Below are 18,782 nucleotides of genomic sequence, written 5' to 3'. Positions count from 1 at the left end.
TTTGTCATCTATTTATGAAAAAATCTTAGGAAATTCATATAAAAATTTACATCCAAAATTGCAACACCGCTATCGGCTCACCGAGGAAAAAGATTTTATCGGGAAAGGGATAATGGACGAGATTTCCGGAGGCTCATTTCTTGTACGCCCGGTTTTCACCCTAGGAACGAAGTACCGAATTTTCTTTGCCGAGAGGGGGAATCAAATTCCTTTTGAAATTGTTAATAAAGTAACTTTAGATGAAAAGGGAAAACAGATTGTCCATTGGGACCGGACCTTCCGTTTCAAAGAGAAATCTCGGTATTTTGATGCCATCATGTTTCTGAATGAACGTGGGGATGAGCTTTTCGATTATTTTGGCAAGCCTGCTCTCCTAGGTTCCACGTTGTCCATAACTGTTGATCAAAACGGTTCAATGCAGATTTCTTCTAAGAAACAATGGTTAAATCTCTTTGGGAAGAAAATTCCCTTGCCTAAATTCCTCCATGGAGTGGCTAACATATCGGAGTCCTATGATGAAGGGGAACAATGTTATCGCATTATTGTTGAAGTGAAGAATTCATTGGTGGGTAGGCTTTTTTATTACCAGGGGAAATTTACAGAAGTCGAAAGGAGAAGCGAATGAAACGAAATATCCTGCTTGGTGTCTTCTCCTTTTTCGTGTATATTGCACTAGACTGGCAACAGATTCACCTAGTTGAAGCCCTGTTATTACTGTCGATGTTGTGCTTTGTTCCAATTGCAATGTTTCTAGTTGGAAACGATCGAAAAGACGACCGACTAGTAAAATATCTTTCTACTATTTATCCTTTGGCCGCTTTAAGCGCAGTACTGGCAATTGTAACGGATGTGTTTGTCTTTTCCGTTGTTTGGTTTGGGTTTACCGTTTTGATTACGATGCTAGGTCTAAGTCGTTTGTTGGAGAGAGGCTGGAAGCCAATTAGTGAAACGGCCATTGATTTTGGTTTAATTTATTTAGGTCTAGGCGGTTTTTGGTTTTTTGCTTATGTCTCGGAGATAAAAATAATGAGTTTTTCAAGCTTAACGAACCTATTAACTGCCATTCACTTTCATTACTCAGCATTTGTCATACCAATCTTTATGGGTTTTATAGGAAGAAAATTAACGAGCAGTCATCGGTTATACACTTTGGTTTCGCTTGTGATTATTTCTTCACCAATGACGATTGCGGTAGGTATAACAATCTCTCGGAAACTCGAATTTATCGCCGTGACTGTGTATGTTCTTGCCCTCATTTTCTATGCTTTTTTCGTATTCACCGCTCATTTTCAGAGAAAGTTGGCCAAATTCTTGGTTTCATTTTCGGCGGCTGTACTCCTTATGACTATCGCTTTCTCACTCATTTACGCATTTGGTAGGGTAAGTAGCAGCGTTACAATTACGATTCCAACGATGATTTTTATTCATGGAGTAGTTAATGCGTTTGGAGTGGTTCTCCCGGCGTTAGTCGGCTGGCTTTTGGAAGACACAGCACCAGCTTACCCTTATTATAAGAAGCCAATGAGTGCTCTTTTTGGAAAAAAGAGAATTGGTGAAGAATTTATAACGAAACAGAATTTGATTGAAGATAGTGGATATAAAGGACTGGTTGATCAAATGAGCGATTACTCCTCAGACTACTTCGATGATAAAAAACTTTCTGCTTCTATTCGCGATTTTTATGAACATACAAGTGATTTTGACCTGAAAGCAAATATTCATTGGGCACCTTGGTTTAAGCCATTCGCTCACCTTTATGAAAAAATCAGCAAACATGTTCAGCAACTACATTTAGGAATGGGAAATCATTGGGAGACAATGCAGGGAGAGATCATTGGCGTCAATTCTAATAGGGATGGACGTGAAAAAGTCCGTGCATGGGTACGCAAGAATGAACAACAAGAAAGTATTTTTGTCGCGCTCTATTCTCAGCACACTTCAGATGCTGAAACGTATATGAATATTGCGCTACCACTGCCATTTTCAAATATGACGGGCATTCTAAAATTGAGAAATGAAGGCAAGAACCTGATTTTAACGAGTAAATTAAGACCTGATGGAAACGGAGATGAAGGCATTTACCTCCGTAGCCGTTATATGACCATTCGTTTGCCTTTGTCCGAAACATTTGTTATTACAGAAAGGGAACATAATCAGTTAGCGGCAACTCATACTATGTGGATTTTCGGTTTTCCCTTTCTAGCTATTGAGTACCAAATTCAAATTAAATAAAGTCCCTGGATAAAGGTAAAGGGGCAAAGAGAGCTTGTTTAAAAAGGACTTATCTTTTTTCGAAGACAGTAAAGTTGCTGTAGACAGCCAAATATTAAAAAGGGGAAAATAAATGGAACTTGAACGTTTAAATATCTTTGATGAACAATACCGTCACCTAGGCACAGCGACTCGCGAGGAAGTACATAGACTTGGCCATTGGCATGAAACCTTTCATTGCTGGTTTGTTTGTCGTGAAAAGGAAGAAAATCACCTTTATTTCCAACTTCGCAGTCCAGAGAAAAAAGATTACCCGGACCTTTTTGACATTACAGCTGCTGGACACCTATTAGCGACTGAAAACGTTAAGGATGGAATACGTGAAGTAAAAGAAGAGCTTGGTATAGCCGTCGATTATGATGAGTTGATGCCACTAGGCATTGCTAAGTATTCTGTAGTATCAGAACAACTTGTTGATAACGAGCTTGCCAATGTCTTTTTATATAATTGGAAAGGAAATTTGGAAGACTTTCAGTTACGAGTGGAAGAGGTTTCAGGGATTGTTAGAGTGAAATTAGTCGATTTTGCTCTGCTCATTTCCGAACAGAAACAGGAGGTCAAGGTTGAGGGATTTACTGTTAATCATAAAGGAGAAAGAGCCAATACTAGTAAGTCTGTTTCGCGAGAAAGTTTTGTCCCACATGAGAAGGCATACTATGAATCGGTCCTTAGAAGTATTCAGGAAAAACTTCTTTAACAAAGGTAGAAGACAGCTATTTTCTTTTCACCCAAAACAAAACATATTTTCCTCAAACCTTAATTATACTTCAATCAACGTCAAGGTATATAATAGAGGGGAGATCCTAAAAGAAAGGGTAACACATCTATGTCAATTCTAGCAGTGCTTGCAGTTCTATTATTTATTCTTTTATATACAGCTATTTGTTTCTATGTTGGTTATAATGGCTGGGTTTGGTTAAAGTCTACCCGTTTGCAGTTAAATAAATGGATATATATCGGAGTAATTGCTCTAGTCTCTTTATCAATGTTTATTGGGCAATTCAGCATGTTTCTCCCTTTAAAGATGATCGGCTATTTTTGGTTGGTTATCATTGGATATAGCCTGATACTGCTACCCATTGCCAATTTACTTCTGTTTCTCTTGAGAAAAAGGGGGATTTTCTGGGTTGGTTTAGGGATTACTGGGATTTTCGGTTTCATACTCGTTTATGGGTCTTACAATGCATGGAATCCCGTTGTAAGAACGTATGATTTAACTATTGAAAAAGAAACAGCAGGTGGAGAAGATATAAAAATCTTAATGGCATCAGACCTTCATTTAGGCCAGATTGTTGGAAAAAGACACCTTCAGCGCCTCGTTGACATCGTGGAGGAAGTTAAACCTGATATCGTCTTGATTCCTGGAGATCTGGTTGATGACTATATTGAACCTTTCCTTGAAAAGGATATGGGGGAAACGTTGTCTAAACTTAAGGCCCCTCTTGGCGTCTATGCTGTTACAGGAAACCATGACTATTACGGAGATGACGTTGATGAGATTGTTGAAGAGGTGGAAAAGGCTGGAGTTCAAATGTTGATGGATGAATCGATCCTCATCAATGATCAGTTTTATATAATTGGAAGAAACGATCTAACTGATGTTAAGCGAAAAGAAATTAGCCATCTTGTAAAGGAATTAGACCACTCAAAGCCCTTGATTATGTTAGATCATCAGCCAAACTCGCTTGGAATAGCTGAAGAAAACGGGGTTGATTTGATTCTATCAGGTCATACACACCGGGGACAAATGGCCCCTGCACATTTGATAACGAGCAGGATTTTCGAAAATGATTGGGGTTATCTTCAAAAGGGCAATCTCCATTCCCTCGTTTCTTCCGGCTTTGGAACATGGGGGCCGCCACTTCGTATAGGTAGCCAATCAGAAGTAATGGTCATTCATCTTACTTTTGATAAAAAATAAGACTTAAAGGCTTCGGCCTTTAGGTCTTTATTTAGCTGGAAAAAGTTTTCCTAATATTATAGAGTTTTTTTAAAATTTTAACAGGGTTTTAAGCTGCGGTTGTTGAATAAATAAATAATCGAAATTTGACGTTTAATTTCAACTTCTTGGAGAAGGTAGGTATCAAAACATGAGCACTCAATTTTTTGCTGACTACAAAAAATATATTGTCATTCCTGTGGAGAAGCCTGAGTTTAGCAAAAAAAGCTTCGACCCTCGCGAATATGCCTCTCACTATATCCTCACGTTGTCCATTTTTGAACCAGTGATTTGTAATTGGACACAAGCAAGTAAGCATGAAATAGACGTTAAAAAAAGTATAGAAGACGTCTTAACGGTGTTTAACCAAAAACATTATGGTCAATTTCATCTAGAATTACTTGAAATTGTTGAGGACAAGACGTACTTTGTCGTCGCACTCTCTGTGAAAAATACAGTTGAACCTCAACAAGCAGAATTTGAAATCTCTAATATAGTTGATAAAATGATTTCAAACCCGTTCTACATTGGCCAATCATGGTATAAATTGACTAGTGAAAAAGGACGCGTGGAACGTAAGCTCTTTAGCTTTTCTTTTAAAGAATATGCTTTTAACCGACAAGCAGAAAAATAATAAGATGTAGAGGGCTGCCAATAAGGTGGTTTTTTTTTGCAAGAAATATCTTCTCGAGCCACTTCATACACTTTTAAAGACCATTTTTGATTAAAGGGTGTGAAGGAAATGGAATTGGAGCGTCAAAAAGCGATTTTATTAGCGACAAATCTTAAAAGTTTCGTTGAATTTGTAGATCTTATTTATCATGGTCCTAATAAACATTTCTCTCAACCTGATAAGTTATTTCGGTTAAAGCTCATTATTGATGAATACCGATTAGGTACGATTGCGGATGAGTTGATGCGAGTAAACATGCACGCCTGGGATGAAAGGTCTTCCCCCATGTTAATAGATCGATTTGTTACTGCATGGGGTGATGTTACAGAATACATGGAGAATAACCTGAATGATTTATATATTTTTTCTGGGAGGCTTTATACATTAACCAATTATTGTCGATTGTTTAAGGAGATTCACGAAGAAAGCTAGCTCATTGAGGGCTAGCTTTTATTGTCTTTGTTTCAATTGCTTTTTCTAACAACTGCCCTTTTATCGCCTTTTTCCCTTAAAAGTAACCAGACAAACAAACTTAAGGAAAGGAGAATTGCCTCCATGGATAAAATGTACCATGGATGGGGGCCGAGGAAATCGAGAAGACTTGCGGTTTTGGGTTTGTGACTCAAAAACATATAATTCCCATCCACAAGTGTATTGACGAGTATGACGATGGGCAGTAAAACATTTAAGAAGATAAACACTTTACCAACAGACCAAATCGTTGGTCGAAAACCCTTTACCCAAGTAAAATATAGGGCCACCCAAATCATCATCACATGGGTATAGAAAAAATATAAGAAACGGAAATGGGGAAAATCATAGTACAGGACAGGCGTAATCAAGGCTTGGGTTGCCCCTAATAATGCCGAAAATAGTAAAAGTTCATATATCAATTTGCGTCCCGTTAAAAGCAGGACAATTGTTAAAATTAAGCTTATGCTACATAATTCAATCGGAATTGAATCACTCGCATCCCAATAACCAGATGCAAGTAACCATATATGAAAAGCAACTTCAAAAAATAGCAACGAAAGAGCAATCCCGATTTCGATGGGTCTCCATTTTACCTTTTTTAATTTATTTCGAAAAATAAAAATGGTAACAGACCCAATTAGAAAAAGAAGAAGAACAAGAATATGGCTGGTTGAGAACATTTCAAAAATGTACCTTTTATTATATTGGATTAACCACTCCACCAAAATCCCACCTCTCTTTTTCCTTATATTGAAGCTTATCCCGGGTTGTCATCAGTTCCTAGCATATCATTTATCCGGCAATTTATAAAAATAGCTTTCTCACTGTTAATAATATAGCCACATTACATTCAGCTATGAAAGTTGTTCTAGAATTATAATAAAGGTAGACACTAAAGAAAGGTTCGATCAAATATGAGAAAGTATCTATATCCTATTTTTTTAATTCCTTTTATATTACTAGGCTGTTCTGCTGAAACGGATAACAAACCTATTTCAGCTGTAGAAAGAATTAAGGAAGAGAAAGCAATTCAGCCATCAGTCGATGGTATGAAAAGTGCGCTACTCAGTAATGGAATGCTCGTTCCTCTTGGGGATGTGTCTATTCCGGTTGATAATCCTATGGAACAAGAAGTATTGGAATTAGGTCGGATTTTATTCTTTGATTCAAGACTTTCTGGCAACAATGAAATAAGTTGTGCCACTTGTCATGATCCTGAAAAGGGATACGGTGATGACCGGCCAACATTTGAGAAGGTCGATGGTGATGATGGAGCCAGAAACAGTCCAACCATTATCAACTCTGGTTATTATTCCACTTATTTTTGGGATGGTCGGGCAAGTTCACTGGAAGAGCAAGCGCTAGGTCCAATACAAAATCCTGATGAAATGGATCAGTCGTTAGATGAGTTATTGATTGAATTAAGAGCCGTTAAAGGTTATGAAGATCTTTTTGCTTCAGCCTTTGAAGATGGTATAACAGAAAACAATATCGCTAAAGCGCTAGCTGCTTTTCAGAGGTTAATTGTTGTGAAGGATACACCGTATGACCAGTTTTTAAATGGAGATCCTGAAGCCTTAACAGACCAAGAGGTACGTGGTCTAAATTTATTTGCTGGGAAAGCATTTTGTAGCACTTGTCATAATGGGGAAAATTTATCTGATAACCAATATTATAATATCGGCATCAACACAGATGACGTTGGCCGCTTCGCTGTTACCGGAGACGAGAGCGATATTGGAAGAATTCGAACCCCAAGTTTATATGGGATTACGCATACCGAACCGTATATGAGGGATGGTAGCTTAGCAACATTAGAAGAAGTTATTGATTATTATGATCGTGGTGGAGACGGTCATCCCAATACTAGCTTCTTCATGAAACAGTTCATGAATCCTTTGGGATTAACTGAGGAAGAAAAAGATGATTTATTAGCTTTTTTAGAAGTCCTGGGTGGGGAGCCACCAGTCTATACGAAGCCGGAGCTACCTTAGGTAGCTCTTTTGCATTCGAACACATTAGCGAAACTCTAACTATTCGTTATCTAACTGGATTGGGAACAAAGTGTACTTTCCATATAGGTCTTGGAAAGGTTTCGTGTTAAAGAACGCGCTTATGAAGCCGACTTCTATTAAAATATGAGGGAGATTCTGGTCTATTGTTATAATTTGGCAAGTTAGTGTAATTGGGGCAAAGGGGAATATCTTGCCTAGGCAGGGAATATACCATCCTAATAAGGCATTGGCCTCCAGGGAATACAAGGAAAACATCCTTAAAACCCGTATCACTTGAATAAGCTTGTATTCCCTGTTAGGGTTATAAAGTGGCTTTTCCACCAAGCCATACTAATCTACAAGAAATTTAAACAACAAGGGAGAGATTTGGTGCAGGTAGAGATATTTATTTCGTTAGGTGTTTATTTTTTAGTAATGTTACTAGTAGGCTATTATTCTTACAAAAGGACGTCAGACCTCAGTGACTATATGCTAGGAGGACGTAAAGTAGGACCGGCCGTTACGGCATTATCTGCTGGTGCCTCTGATATGAGTGGCTGGATGATGATGGGTCTCCCGGGGGCAATGTTTGTCTCAGGACTTTCAAGTGCATGGTTATCAATTGGGTTATTCGTCGGTGCTTACGTGAACTACTTAGTTCTTGCTCCACGATTACGAACATACACAATTGTAGCGAATGATTCCTTAACAATTCCAGACTTTTTGGAAAATCGATTTGAAGATAAATCGAAAGTACTACGAATTGTATCAGCGATTGTAATTATGATTTTTTACACTTTATATACTTCATCCGGGCTTGTAGCCGGTGGGACACTTTTTGAAAGTTCATTTGGAGCAAACTATCAAACTGGCTTATTAATTACGGCTGGTGTCGTAGTGGCTTATACATTATTTGGTGGGTTTTTAGCCGTAAGTATAACGGACTTTATTCAAGGTGTCATCATGTTTACAGCGCTAATCCTCGTTCCGATTGTAGCCTTTACACAGGTTGGTGGCGTATCTGCAACGATGGATGAAATACGTGGGATCGACCCAGCGATGTTAGACTTATTTAAAGGCACATCTTTCGTTGGTATTATTTCATTATTAGCATGGGGATTGGGTTACTTTGGTCAGCCTCATATCATTGTTCGCTTTATGGCAGTGGGAAGCTTAAAGCAACTTAAATCAGCTCGAAGAATAGGAATGGGCTGGATGGGGATTTCCCTTATCGGTGCAATGCTAACAGGGCTGGTAGGTGCAGCTTATCACTCAATGAACGGAACAACTCTTGATAATTCAGAAACAATCTTTATTTACTTTGCAGATGTTTTATTCCACCCGTATATTACAGGGTTTTTGTTGGCTGCTGTACTAGCCGCAATTATGAGTACAATCTCCTCTCAGCTTCTTGTAACATCAAGCTCATTAACGGAGGATTTTTATAAAACGTTCCTTAAAAGAAATTCAAGTGATAAAGAACAAGTGTTTGTTGGCAGACTAGCTGTCTTGCTAGTGGCGATTGTGGGGGTTTCCCTTTCCATGTTCCCGAATGATACCATTTTAGGGTTAGTTGGATATGCATGGGCCGGTTTTGGTTCAGCATTCGGACCTGTCTTACTACTGAGTCTGTATTGGAAACGAATGACTAAATGGGGCGCGTTAGCCGGCATCATTGTCGGGGCTGTTACGGTTCTTATTTGGGCAAACATTCCTACACTTTCAGATTTCATGTACGAGATGATTCCAGGATTTTTCCTAAGTCTACTTACTGTAATTGTCGTAAGCTTATTTACGAAAGAGCCTGAAGGGGCAGTCCATCAGAGGTTCGCAGAAATGGAAAGCACTCTTAAAGAAGAGAGATAATAGGTAAAAAAAGCCGAGCTCAGTTTAGTGAGCTCGGCTTTTTTTGCTGTTTAATGGTTTGTTTAATGATTCTCTCATTTAAGTATTGATAAATTTACCGTTATTGGGGAAATGTAAGTCTACACGAAAAAAATCCCTTTCTGGGAATAAGAACTGATTTTGATTGACAAGTGGGGCTTGATTCATTATGAAGTTGAGAAGAAATAAGCAATCGGAAAAAAAGAGCAACCTTCATACAGATAAAACTGAAAGTCAGGTCCATAGTAGCCTAGATGAGAATATAGATATTTTAAAAGAGTTATTCGAAGATTGTTCAGATGTTATCTACCGCACATTCAAGGTAGGTTCTCATCAAGCCTGTATAATTTTTATCGATGGGTTAATTGATGCAAATAGTATTCAGTTTCACGTTTTAGATGCATTAGAAGAAGCTAGTCGGGAATCCTTATCCATTGAAATAGTAAAAGATAAAATCGTCTCAATTGGTTCCGTTAAAGAAACCGAAAAATTGGATGCTATTGTAAAAGATATCTTGTCTGGTAATACTGGCTTGTTAATTGACGGATTAAATGAGGCACTTATTGTTGATGCAAAGGGTGGTTCAAGACGAAGTGTTGCCGAGCCGGAAACAGAAACAGTTATTAGAGGTCCACGTGAAGGATTTACTGAAAGTCTGCGTGTAAATACTGCGTTAGTAAGGCATAAAATTCGGTCCAACCGTTTGAAAATGATTGCCAAGACGGTAGGAGAAGAAACGCAAACGAATATTGCCATTCTTTATGTCGATGGACTTGCTCGACCTGAATTAGTTAAAGAGGTAATGGCTAGGATTGAAAAGATTGAAATCGATGCGGTTCTCGAGAGCGGTTATATCGAGGAACTCATTGAAGATAATTCCTGGAGTTTGTTTCCGCAAATTCAAAATACAGAACGTCCTGACACATTGGCAGCCAATCTTCTTGAAGGGAGAGTAGGCGTTATTGTTGATGGTACTCCCTTTGCCTTAATACTCCCGACAACCTTTTGGCAGTTTTTACAAGCTAGCGAGGATTATTATCACCGATTTCATATATCTGTATTTTTAAGGGTCATAAGGGTTATTTTTATTTTTCTAGCTCTTGAACTTCCGGCAATCTATATAGCAGTAACGACTTACCATCAAGAAATGCTCCCAACCAATCTCCTCTTTAGTGTGGCTTCTAGTAGAGAGGCAATTCCCTTTCCTGCTTTTATTGAAGCGTTAATTATGGAAGTCGCTTTTGAGGCGTTAAGGGAAGCGGGGATAAGGCTCCCAAAGGTTATTGGTCAAGCAGTCAGTATATTAGGGGCACTTGTTATTGGACAGGCTGCCGTCGAAGCCGGAATTGTTTCTGCTCCAATGGTCATTATCGTTTCATTAACCGGTATTGCATCCTTTACAATCCCAAGATTTAATATGGCGATTTCCATCCGATTACTCCGGTTTCCGATTATGATCTTAGCTGGGGTCTTTGGCCTGTATGGAATTGTACTAGGCTCAACATTCATTCTCACTCATCTCTGTAAACTTAGATCCTTCGGGGTCCCTTATTTTTCACCACTCGGACCATTAAACTTAAGGGAATTAAGAGATGTTTTTATAAGAGCACCATGGTGGGCGCTTGACAAAAGACCATCACAAACAGTTAAGGATGATGTGAGGAGACAGAAAGAGAATGTAAGGCCTACTAAGAAACAAAGGAGTGGCCTTGAAGGAGGCAATGCATAATGAGGCGAACTTCCTTACTTTTATTGGCCCTCATCCTTTCTTCAACCCTATTAACGGCTTGCTGGGACAGAGTTGAAGTAAATGATTTAGCGTATGTTCTCGCCACAGGGTTTGATAAGGAAGAGGATGGAACTTATCGAGTATCTGTTCAAGTCCCATTGCCTAGTTCTCTAGGTGGTGCAGGTTCAAGCGGAGGAGGTGGAGGGACCGGAGAAGATGGGCCATACTTTGTCGATTCTGGTTCTGGGCGCAACATCCGAGAAAGTAACGACGATCTCCAAGCAAGAATGTCTAGAAAATTGTATTTTGCTCACCGAAGGGTTGTTATTGTTGGTGAGAAAATGGCAAAAGAAGGAATGGGGGAGATATTAAATACGATCCTTATTCAGCCACAATCAAGGCTCTCTAGTTTCATCATTATGTCAAAAGGAGAAGCCCTCGAAGTACTAAATTTAAAAAATCGACTTGAACAACTTCCGGGTGAAGCAATCAGGGAAATGGCTAAAACTAGTCTAGAAATGAGAGCCCATGAAGTTTTACAGGATATTAAGAGGCCAGGAAAAGAGGGAGTTATCCCGGTTATAGAAAAGTCCGATAAGCAAGTTAAGGGAGAGTCTGGCCAGGAAATCAAAATGCAATCATTCGCCATTTTGTTAGGGGATAAAGTGAATTTTATTACAAATGAAAAAGAGTCTCCCGCTGTGTTATGGCTTCATAATAGAATGAGGGGAAAAAGCATCACCTTCCCCTACAGTGAGGAAGGGGAAATTACGCTTAGAATTATTCAAGACAAGGTCACAAAAGACTTCAGAATGGTTAACGGCAAGCCGGCGTTTACCGTTAAGATTAAAGCAACCTCAACTTTGATGGAAAACGAGCCCTATATCAGCCTTGATGACCCAAAAATCTATAAAAAAGTCATTAAGAAAATGGAAGAAGAAATAACAAATCAAGTGGAGGAATTGCTGAACCATGCCCATGCAGAAGGTAGTGATATTGCAGGGTTTGGTTGGTACTTATATCGAAACCATAACCCTACTTGGGACGAGAAATGGAAAGATGATTGGAGTGCACATCTTAAGGACCTAGAGGTGAAGGTAGAAATAGAAGGAGAAATACAGAGAATGACCAACACAGGTATGAAGGTAAAGGAGTAGTATTATGGGCACGGGATTGGTCCTATCAAGTATAGTCCTTTTTATCTATACGTTCAGTATTGTAAAATCAAAGCCTTTTACAGGCAAAAAGCAAAAAATGTTATATGCCTTTGTCTTCGTCACCTTAGGGTTGTCTGTGATGGTTTCTTTATACGAGGACTTTGGGATGGTCGTTTATTGGCTGAACCAGTCAATTGGCAGTCTGGTAAAAATGGTGGTGAAATCTTGACTGAAAAGATCTCTTCCTTTCAACTTTCAATTCTAGTAGCGAATTTTCTGTTTACTGGTGTAATTATCAGTCTCCCACAAGTTCTTGCTGAATCTTCAAACCAGGTTTCATGGTTGAGTCCGTTGGTTGTATTAGGAGTTATAAGTGGGTTTCTTTGGCTCGTTGTTGGTAAGACCAAACAACTACAGCGACTCTCGAAAACCTTTTTACTTGGGAAACCTACAAAGTTAGAGAGAGTGTTTTTAGTTTGTTTTGGAATCTTATTTATTACAGCCGCCATACGCGATTTAAGAGCACTAATTGATTTTGTCGCCACTGTCCTTTTGCCAACTACACCAATCGATGTGATGTCTATCTTGGCTGGGTTTATCGTCATTTATATGGCCGCAGCTGGTTTAGAGGTCATTGCAAGGGTGACAGTGATCCAATTTATAACTTTAGCCGCCGTCATTATCGCCCTTCCCTTCATGCTTATGAATGGAATGGAACTTGGGAATTTCCAACCCATTATGGATGTGGATTTGCTTCCAGGGCTTGCAAAATCCTCCTTTTTATTACTATCGTGGGCAGGGGAAGCAATCTTTATCTTAATTCTTATTCAGAATCTTGATGATGTTGCTGGAGCAAAAAAGGCTACAGTAAGAGGAATAGTGGTGGCTATGTGTTTATTTGCACTAGTAGTCGCTGTAGAAGTAGCCGTTTTGGGTGTTGATATTGTTTCGGTATCTTCTTATCCTTCCCTCCAGATGATTCAACAAATTAATCTTACCGACTTTTTGGACCGTCTTGACTTAGTAATAGTCACGATATGGATCCCGTGTTTCATAGCGAAAATAGCATTGGATGTATATTTAGTCAATCGTTGTCTTACTAGCGGAAAGAAACAACCGAATAACATAATTATTATTCCATTAGGTATTGCACTTGCACATTTGTCCGTGTTACTTTTTAGAAACAATACGGAGCATATTGAATTCTCCTTTTATACTTGGGCTGTTTGGGGCCTTGCCTTAGAATTACTCATAGGGATCATCTTTATCATAAGAAGAAAAATATCCTAGCGAAACATCCTTTACGGTATTATTCGCTAGGATATTTATATATAAATTTGCCCATACAATTACATGCTATAGTACTGTAGGAATAGGCTAGTACAGCGACGTAATTAGTCCAAATTTACACTTTAAAACAAATTTTTAATTTTTCTGACAAATAGGTTGATTGCCCTGTTACTCTATGATACGATATTTTCCAAAGGATGATGAAGATGAAAAAACCGACACTTAAGGAAAGAATCATTGAAACGGCTCTCGTTCTATTCGAAAAAAATGGGTATCACGGAGTCACCGTTGACCAGATTGTTACAGAGTCTGGGAGTTCAAAGGGGGGATTTTACCACAATTTTAAATCAAAAGATGAATTGCTCTATTACATCCACGATGTTTTTATCTCCTATGTTCTCGAAAAGGCAAGGGAAGCATATGATAATTTTGATACACCTGTTTCCCGTTTGTGTGCCATGATTCAATCCTTCACCAAGGTATTTGACTTATACAAACCACATATCACTGTTTTTTATCAGGAAAGCATGTATCTAACAGGCGAGTTTAATCAACAAATTAATGAAAAACGCGATGATTATCGGAAACTTATTATCCAGGTGATTCATGAAGGCCAGGAAAATGGGGAATTTCGGACTGAAGTTCCAGCTGAAATATCAGCTATGGCCATCATTGGAATGGTGAACTGGACGTACAAGTGGTTTAACAAAGACGGACCACTAACCATTGAATCAATTGCACTTATTTTTAACGATTTACTTCTACATTCACTTCTTACTGAGAAGGCAAAAAATCAAGAAGCTGTGCAAGCATTTTTGATCAAGGGTCAGCCTATACAAAAGTAGCTGGCTATTTTAAAACAGGAAACAGACCGACTAGTCGGTACATAACGGATACACTTATTGCTAGTTTAGGTGTCGTCCTTCCACAAAACAGACCGACTAGTCCGTCCAATGAGGAGGAGTATTAAATGAACTTTGAACTGACAAATGAGCAACAAATGCTAAAAGAGATGGTCCAGGATTTTGCCGATAAGGAAATTGTGCCATATGCAAGGGAAGTTGATGAAACCTCAAAAATGCGATACGAAACGTTTGAAAAATTAGGCGAACTAGGGTTATTAGGGATTCCCTTCCCTGAAAAGTACGGCGGTGCCGGAGGAGACACCATCTCATATTGTATAGCTGTTGAGGAAATAGGAAAAGCATGTGGTGGAACGGGCTTGAGCTATGCCGCGAACACAAGCCTTGGCGCAAGCCCTATATATTATTTTGGAACTGAAGAACAAAAGCAGGAATGGTTGGTCCCAATGGCGAAAGGAAAAACCATGGGTGCGTTTGGTTTGACCGAACCCAACGCTGGCTCAGATGCGGGTGGAACTAGAACGAGAGCTATTTTGGATGGTGACGAGTGGGTAATCAATGGGGAGAAATGTTGGATTACCAATGCAGGCTATTCAAGGCAAATTATTGTAACCGCTGTCACTGGGAAAAGGGAGGATGGGCGAAACATTGTTTCAGCTATTATTGTCCCTAGTGATACACCAGGGGTAACGATCTCTTGCAACTACGACAAAATGGGAGTCCGCGGGTCAAACACCTGCGAAATTATCCTGGAGAATGTTAGGGTCCCAAGAGCAAATCTATTAGGTGATGAGAAAAAAGGTTTTAGCCAGTTCTTATTTACACTGGATGGCGGTCGAATTTCGATTGCGGCGTTATCGGTTGGAATTGCCCAGGCCGCTTTAGACAAAGCCTTGCAATTCGCTAAAGAACGCCAACAGTTTGGGCAATCAATCTCAAAGTTTCAGGCAATCCAATTTAAACTTGCTGACATGGCAATGGAACTAGAATTGGCACGGAACCAGGTGTATAAGGCCGCCTGGCTGAAGGACCAAGGCAAACCATTTGGCAAGGAAGCGGCTTTTGCCAAACTATTCGCATCTGAAGCTGGGTTCCGGATATGTAACCAGGCGATTCAAATTCATGGTGGTTCCGGTTATATGAAGGAATACGACGTAGAGAGGTATTTGCGCGATATCAAGTTAATGGAAATTGGCGAAGGAACATCGGAGATTCAACGCCTAGTCATTGCCCGCCACTTAGGATGCTAAAGGTAGGAGGAAGAAAATGACCGAATTGATCCGTAAAACCGTAGGGGATTTGTTAGCTGAAAAAGCCTTAGAAATGCCAGACCATGATGCTCTTGTCTACCCAGACCGCGGGCTTCGATACTCTTATCGCGAATTCAATTCTTATTGCGAAAAACTCGCGAAAGGCCTTATGGCTCTGGGAATTGAAAAGGGGGAGAATGTTGCCGTTTGGGCCTCTAATATTCCAGAGTGGGTGAGTCTACAATATGGAACAGGAAAAATGGGTGCTGTTTTAGTTACTGTTAATACGAACTATCGCTCGGCAGAGTTAGAATATTTGTTAAGACAATCCGATGCGACAACGCTATTTTTAATTGAAGATTACAAAGGAAACTCCTATATCGACACGATTTATGAGCTTTGTCCAGAGCTAGAAACATCGAAACCGGGTCAGCTAGAATCTAAAAGACTACCACTCTTGAAGAATGTGATTGTTTTTAGTGAAAAGAAATATAACGGCGCCTATAATTGGTCAGATGTTATGAACATGAGTGGGGAAATATCAGATGAGGCATTGAGGCAACGAACATCAACACTAGAACCGGATGATGTCATCAATATGCAGTACACCTCAGGGACAACTGGATTTCCAAAAGGGGTCATGCTGACCCATAGCAACCTCACCAACAATGCTTATAATATCGCCCATTGTATGAAGTTGACCGACCAAGATCGTCTTTGTATCCCAGTTCCTTTTTTTCACTGTTTTGGCTGTGTAATCGGGACCTTGGCCGCAGTTAGTGTTGGAGCAACGATGGTACCAGTACAAGAATTTGACCCAGAGGTTGTGCTCCGAACAGTGGAACAAGAGAAATGTACCGCCCTTCATGGTGTACCCACGATGTTTATAGCCGAATTGAACCATCCGAATTTTGAAAATTATGATTTGTCTACTCTAAGGACTGGTGTGATGGCGGGCTCTAATTGCCCGGTCGAAGTAATGAAGAATGTAATGAACAAGATGAACATGTCTGAAATCACCATTTGTTACGGCCAGACAGAAGCTTCTCCAGTAATCACCCAAACACGCACCGATGACCAAGTGACTTTGCGTGTTGAAACCGTAGGTAGAGCCCTTCCGAATGTTGAAGTAAAGATCGTTCATCCTGGTACAACGCAAGAAGTTCCATATGATCAACAAGGAGAGTTATGCACACGGGGTTACCATGTGATGAAGGGTTACTATAAGAATCCTGATGCGACAAGGGATGCGATTGATGAGGACGGTTGGCTCCATACCGGTGACTTAGCTGTGATGGATTCTAACGGATATTGCCGAATTACAGGAAGACTGAAGGATATGATCATTCGCGGCGGGGAAAATATTTATCCGCGTGAAATCGAGGAATTCCTTTATACTCATCCGAAAGTGCTTGATGCCCAAATTGTTGGCGTTCCAGATGAAAAATATGGTGAAGAAGTAATGGCTTGGATTATTTTGAAAGATGGAGTGACGGCCACTGCTGAGGAAATTAAAGAGTACTTTAAAGGAAAGATCTCTCATCATAAAATACCAAGACATATCTTTTTTACCGAAGCTTATCCTATGACTGCATCTGGGAAAATCCAAAAATTTAAGCTTCGTGAAGAGTCCATCAATCTATTAACCCATTAACTAAGAAGGAGCGATTCTATTGTTCTCGAAAATTTTAATTGCTAACCGTGGTGAAATTGCTTTGAGGGTCATTCGTACATGCCAAAAACTAGGGATTCAAACGGTGGCCATATACTCCGAGGCGGATGCAGAAAGCATTTTCGTGCGTGAGGCGAATGAAGCATATTGTGTTGGAAAACCACCTGTTAACCAGAGCTATTTAAACGCAGATGAAATTATTCGTGTTGCCAAAGAGAGTCAGGCTGAGGCTGTTCATCCAGGCTATGGTCTTTTATCTGAAAATGCCGGTTTCGCGAGAAAATGCATGGAAAATGGCCTTGTGTTTATCGGACCTTCTCCAGATATTATTGCTTCAATGGGAAGTAAAATTGAGGCGCGCAAAACGATGAAGGAAGCAGGAGTTCCGATTATAGAGGGGATCAATACTTCCCTTGAAAGTGAAGAAGAAGCGAAACTAGCAGCCGAGAAAATTGGCTATCCACTCATGCTAAAAGCGTCGGCAGGTGGGGGCGGTATTGGCATGCAGCTAGTCAACTCAGAAGAAGAGCTCCTCAAGGCCTTTGCAGGAAATAAAAAGAGAGCAGAATCTTTCTTCGGAGACGGTGCGATGTTCCTAGAAAAATATATAAGTGAACCACATCATATTGAAGTGCAGATACTAGCGGATACTCATGGAAATGTTGTTCCTCTTTGGGAGAGGGAGTGTTCCATCCAAAGACGGAATCAAAAAGTAGTCGAGGAAGCGCCATCTCCCTTTATTAATGAAGAAACTCGTTCAAAAATGTTGGATGCTGCGGTTAAGGCTGCCCATCATATCGGATATTCTAATGCTGGAACCATAGAGTTTTTAGTAGATAAGGAGCAAAATTTCTATTTCCTTGAAATGAATACTAGATTACAGGTTGAACATCCGGTTACTGAAGAAATTACGGGACTTGACCTTGTGGAAGAACAATTAAAAGTTGCTATAGGGGAGAAGCTCTCTTTTACTAGGGAGGATGTTAACCGAAATGGTCATGCAATTGAAGTCCGGATCTATGCGGAGGATCCTAAGACCTTCTTCCCTTCACCTGGAAAGATCACGGAATTCCAGTTACCAGTAGGAGAAGGGATTCGAAATGAATGTGCCATCGAATCGGGTTCACAGGTAACTCCTTTCTATGACCCTATGATTGGTAAACTTGTTGCCTGGGGACCAACGCGTGGAGAGGCTTGTGAAAGAATAAAGAATGCACTAGAAAACTATAAAATTGAAGGCATTAAAACGAACATCCCGATGTTAATTAAGACGGTGAGTCATGAGCAGTTTTTATCGGGATATACAACTACACAATTTGTGAATGAATTTTATTTACCACTACTAACATCAACTAAGTAAAGGAGAATGAAAAATGGCAAAGATAGAAGCTGGAATGGCAGGTAATGTGTGGAAAGTATTAGTAAAGGAAGGAGACCAAGTAACAGCGGGGCAAGAGGTTGTTATTCTTGAGTCAATGAAAATGGAAATTCCGGTCAGTGTGGAAGCAGATGGGACAGTAACTAAGGTTCATGTTCAAGAGGGAGATTTTGTCAACGACAGCGACATCATTGTTGATGTTGAATAG

At 39.8% G+C, this 18,782-nt stretch carries 18 protein-coding genes; 17 read left to right on the top strand and 1 reads right to left on the bottom strand.

Annotation, left to right across the window (positions count from 1 at the left end):
- The first annotated feature begins 1 nt into the window (after nt 1).
- From BMX30_RS14540 to BMX30_RS14515, 6 genes are all read left to right on the top strand, one after another.
- Nucleotides 2-625 carry a DUF4166 domain-containing protein gene (locus BMX30_RS14540; protein WP_090747091.1) on the top strand — a complete coding sequence of 208 codons (624 nt, stop codon included), beginning with the start codon at nt 2-4 and terminating at the stop codon, nt 623-625.
- Nucleotides 622-2,232 carry a YndJ family protein gene (locus tag BMX30_RS14535; protein WP_090747088.1) on the top strand — a complete coding sequence of 537 codons (1,611 nt, stop codon included), beginning with the start codon at nt 622-624 and terminating at the stop codon, nt 2,230-2,232. The genes BMX30_RS14540 and BMX30_RS14535 overlap by 4 nt, the downstream gene beginning before the upstream one ends.
- Nucleotides 2,233-2,344: 112 nt before the next feature.
- Nucleotides 2,345-2,968 carry an NUDIX hydrolase gene (locus BMX30_RS14530; protein ID WP_090747085.1) on the top strand — a complete coding sequence of 208 codons (624 nt, stop codon included), beginning with the start codon at nt 2,345-2,347 and terminating at the stop codon, nt 2,966-2,968.
- A 129-nt stretch (nt 2,969-3,097) separates the two neighbouring features.
- A complete protein-coding gene (locus BMX30_RS14525; RefSeq protein ID WP_090747082.1) occupies nt 3,098-4,192 on the top strand; it encodes a metallophosphoesterase in 1,095 nt (364 codons plus the stop codon).
- Between the two features lie 169 nt (nt 4,193-4,361).
- On the top strand, nt 4,362-4,844 hold the full coding sequence (locus tag BMX30_RS14520) for a hypothetical protein (RefSeq protein WP_090747079.1): 483 nt from the start codon (nt 4,362-4,364) through the stop codon (nt 4,842-4,844).
- 108 nt (nt 4,845-4,952) lie between these two features.
- Nucleotides 4,953-5,315, top strand: a complete 363-nt coding sequence (locus tag BMX30_RS14515; protein WP_090747076.1) for a hypothetical protein — start codon at nt 4,953-4,955, stop codon at nt 5,313-5,315.
- A gap of 32 nt (nt 5,316-5,347) precedes the next feature.
- Here the strand turns inward: BMX30_RS14515 and BMX30_RS14510 are convergent, their stop codons facing one another.
- The gene (locus BMX30_RS14510; RefSeq protein ID WP_090747073.1) at nt 5,348-6,079 is read right to left on the bottom strand and encodes a YwaF family protein; all 732 of its coding nucleotides are present in this window, start codon (nt 6,077-6,079) and stop codon (nt 5,348-5,350) included.
- Nucleotides 6,080-6,271: 192 nt separating this feature from the next.
- Here BMX30_RS14510 and BMX30_RS14505 point away from each other — a divergent pair, with 192 nt between their 5' ends.
- The 11 genes from BMX30_RS14505 to BMX30_RS14455 all read left to right on the top strand — a co-directional run bounded on the left by BMX30_RS14505 (nt 6,272) and on the right by BMX30_RS14455 (nt 18,782).
- Nucleotides 6,272-7,351 carry a cytochrome-c peroxidase gene (locus BMX30_RS14505; RefSeq protein ID WP_090747070.1) on the top strand — a complete coding sequence of 360 codons (1,080 nt, stop codon included), beginning with the start codon at nt 6,272-6,274 and terminating at the stop codon, nt 7,349-7,351.
- A gap of 390 nt (nt 7,352-7,741) precedes the next feature.
- Entirely contained in the window at nt 7,742-9,217 is a 1,476-nt protein-coding gene (gene putP, locus BMX30_RS14495; RefSeq protein ID WP_090747063.1) for a sodium/proline symporter PutP, read from the top strand.
- Nucleotides 9,218-9,404: 187 nt separating this feature from the next.
- A complete protein-coding gene (locus BMX30_RS14490; protein WP_090747060.1) occupies nt 9,405-10,964 on the top strand; it encodes a spore germination protein in 1,560 nt (519 codons plus the stop codon).
- Nucleotides 10,964-12,121: a Ger(x)C family spore germination protein gene (locus BMX30_RS14485; RefSeq protein WP_090747058.1), complete on the top strand. Its 1,158-nt coding sequence runs from the start codon at nt 10,964-10,966 to the stop codon at nt 12,119-12,121. The genes BMX30_RS14490 and BMX30_RS14485 overlap by 1 nt, the downstream gene beginning before the upstream one ends.
- Before the next feature lie 4 nt (nt 12,122-12,125).
- Nucleotides 12,126-12,350 carry a hypothetical protein gene (locus BMX30_RS23580; protein WP_170843899.1) on the top strand — a complete coding sequence of 75 codons (225 nt, stop codon included), beginning with the start codon at nt 12,126-12,128 and terminating at the stop codon, nt 12,348-12,350.
- Nucleotides 12,299-13,411: a GerAB/ArcD/ProY family transporter gene (locus BMX30_RS14480; protein WP_170843898.1), complete on the top strand. Its 1,113-nt coding sequence runs from the start codon at nt 12,299-12,301 to the stop codon at nt 13,409-13,411. The genes BMX30_RS23580 and BMX30_RS14480 overlap by 52 nt, the downstream gene beginning before the upstream one ends.
- A gap of 206 nt (nt 13,412-13,617) precedes the next feature.
- Nucleotides 13,618-14,256 (top strand): TetR/AcrR family transcriptional regulator, encoded by a 639-nt coding sequence (locus BMX30_RS14475; protein WP_090747052.1) that lies wholly within the window; start codon nt 13,618-13,620, stop codon nt 14,254-14,256.
- Nucleotides 14,257-14,381: 125 nt separating this feature from the next.
- Nucleotides 14,382-15,524, top strand: a complete 1,143-nt coding sequence (locus tag BMX30_RS14470) for an acyl-CoA dehydrogenase (protein WP_090747049.1) — start codon at nt 14,382-14,384, stop codon at nt 15,522-15,524.
- A gap of 16 nt (nt 15,525-15,540) precedes the next feature.
- Complete coding sequence (locus BMX30_RS14465; RefSeq protein WP_244532605.1) at nt 15,541-17,178, top strand: AMP-binding protein; 1,638 nt, start codon at nt 15,541-15,543, stop codon at nt 17,176-17,178.
- Nucleotides 17,179-17,197: 19 nt separating this feature from the next.
- Nucleotides 17,198-18,556: an acetyl-CoA carboxylase biotin carboxylase subunit gene (locus tag BMX30_RS14460; protein WP_090747047.1), complete on the top strand. Its 1,359-nt coding sequence runs from the start codon at nt 17,198-17,200 to the stop codon at nt 18,554-18,556.
- 13 nt (nt 18,557-18,569) lie between these two features.
- Entirely contained in the window at nt 18,570-18,782 is a 213-nt protein-coding gene (locus BMX30_RS14455) for an acetyl-CoA carboxylase biotin carboxyl carrier protein subunit (RefSeq protein WP_090747044.1), read from the top strand.

The sequence above is a fragment of the Mesobacillus persicus genome (assembly GCF_900109925.1).
Lineage (GTDB): Bacteria > Bacillota > Bacilli > Bacillales > Cytobacillaceae > Mesobacillus_B > Mesobacillus_B persicus.
Note: the sequence above shows the minus strand (reverse complement) of the source record. Positions and strands in the feature narration are given on the sequence as shown.

Coding starts and splice junctions, on each gene's coding strand:
- BMX30_RS14535 (WP_090747088.1), top strand. CDS start 622: ATGAAACGAAATATCCTGCTTGGTGTCTTCTCCTTTTTCGTGTATATT.
- BMX30_RS14530 (WP_090747085.1), top strand. CDS start 2,345: ATGGAACTTGAACGTTTAAATATCTTTGATGAACAATACCGTCACCTA.
- BMX30_RS14525 (WP_090747082.1), top strand. CDS start 3,098: ATGTCAATTCTAGCAGTGCTTGCAGTTCTATTATTTATTCTTTTATAT.
- BMX30_RS14520 (WP_090747079.1), top strand. CDS start 4,362: ATGAGCACTCAATTTTTTGCTGACTACAAAAAATATATTGTCATTCCT.
- BMX30_RS14515 (WP_090747076.1), top strand. CDS start 4,953: ATGGAATTGGAGCGTCAAAAAGCGATTTTATTAGCGACAAATCTTAAA.
- BMX30_RS14505 (WP_090747070.1), top strand. CDS start 6,272: ATGAGAAAGTATCTATATCCTATTTTTTTAATTCCTTTTATATTACTA.
- BMX30_RS14490 (WP_090747060.1), top strand. CDS start 9,405: ATGAAGTTGAGAAGAAATAAGCAATCGGAAAAAAAGAGCAACCTTCAT.
- BMX30_RS14485 (WP_090747058.1), top strand. CDS start 10,964: ATGAGGCGAACTTCCTTACTTTTATTGGCCCTCATCCTTTCTTCAACC.
- BMX30_RS23580 (WP_170843899.1), top strand. CDS start 12,126: ATGGGCACGGGATTGGTCCTATCAAGTATAGTCCTTTTTATCTATACG.
- BMX30_RS14475 (WP_090747052.1), top strand. CDS start 13,618: ATGAAAAAACCGACACTTAAGGAAAGAATCATTGAAACGGCTCTCGTT.
- BMX30_RS14470 (WP_090747049.1), top strand. CDS start 14,382: ATGAACTTTGAACTGACAAATGAGCAACAAATGCTAAAAGAGATGGTC.
- BMX30_RS14465 (WP_244532605.1), top strand. CDS start 15,541: ATGACCGAATTGATCCGTAAAACCGTAGGGGATTTGTTAGCTGAAAAA.
- BMX30_RS14455 (WP_090747044.1), top strand. CDS start 18,570: ATGGCAAAGATAGAAGCTGGAATGGCAGGTAATGTGTGGAAAGTATTA.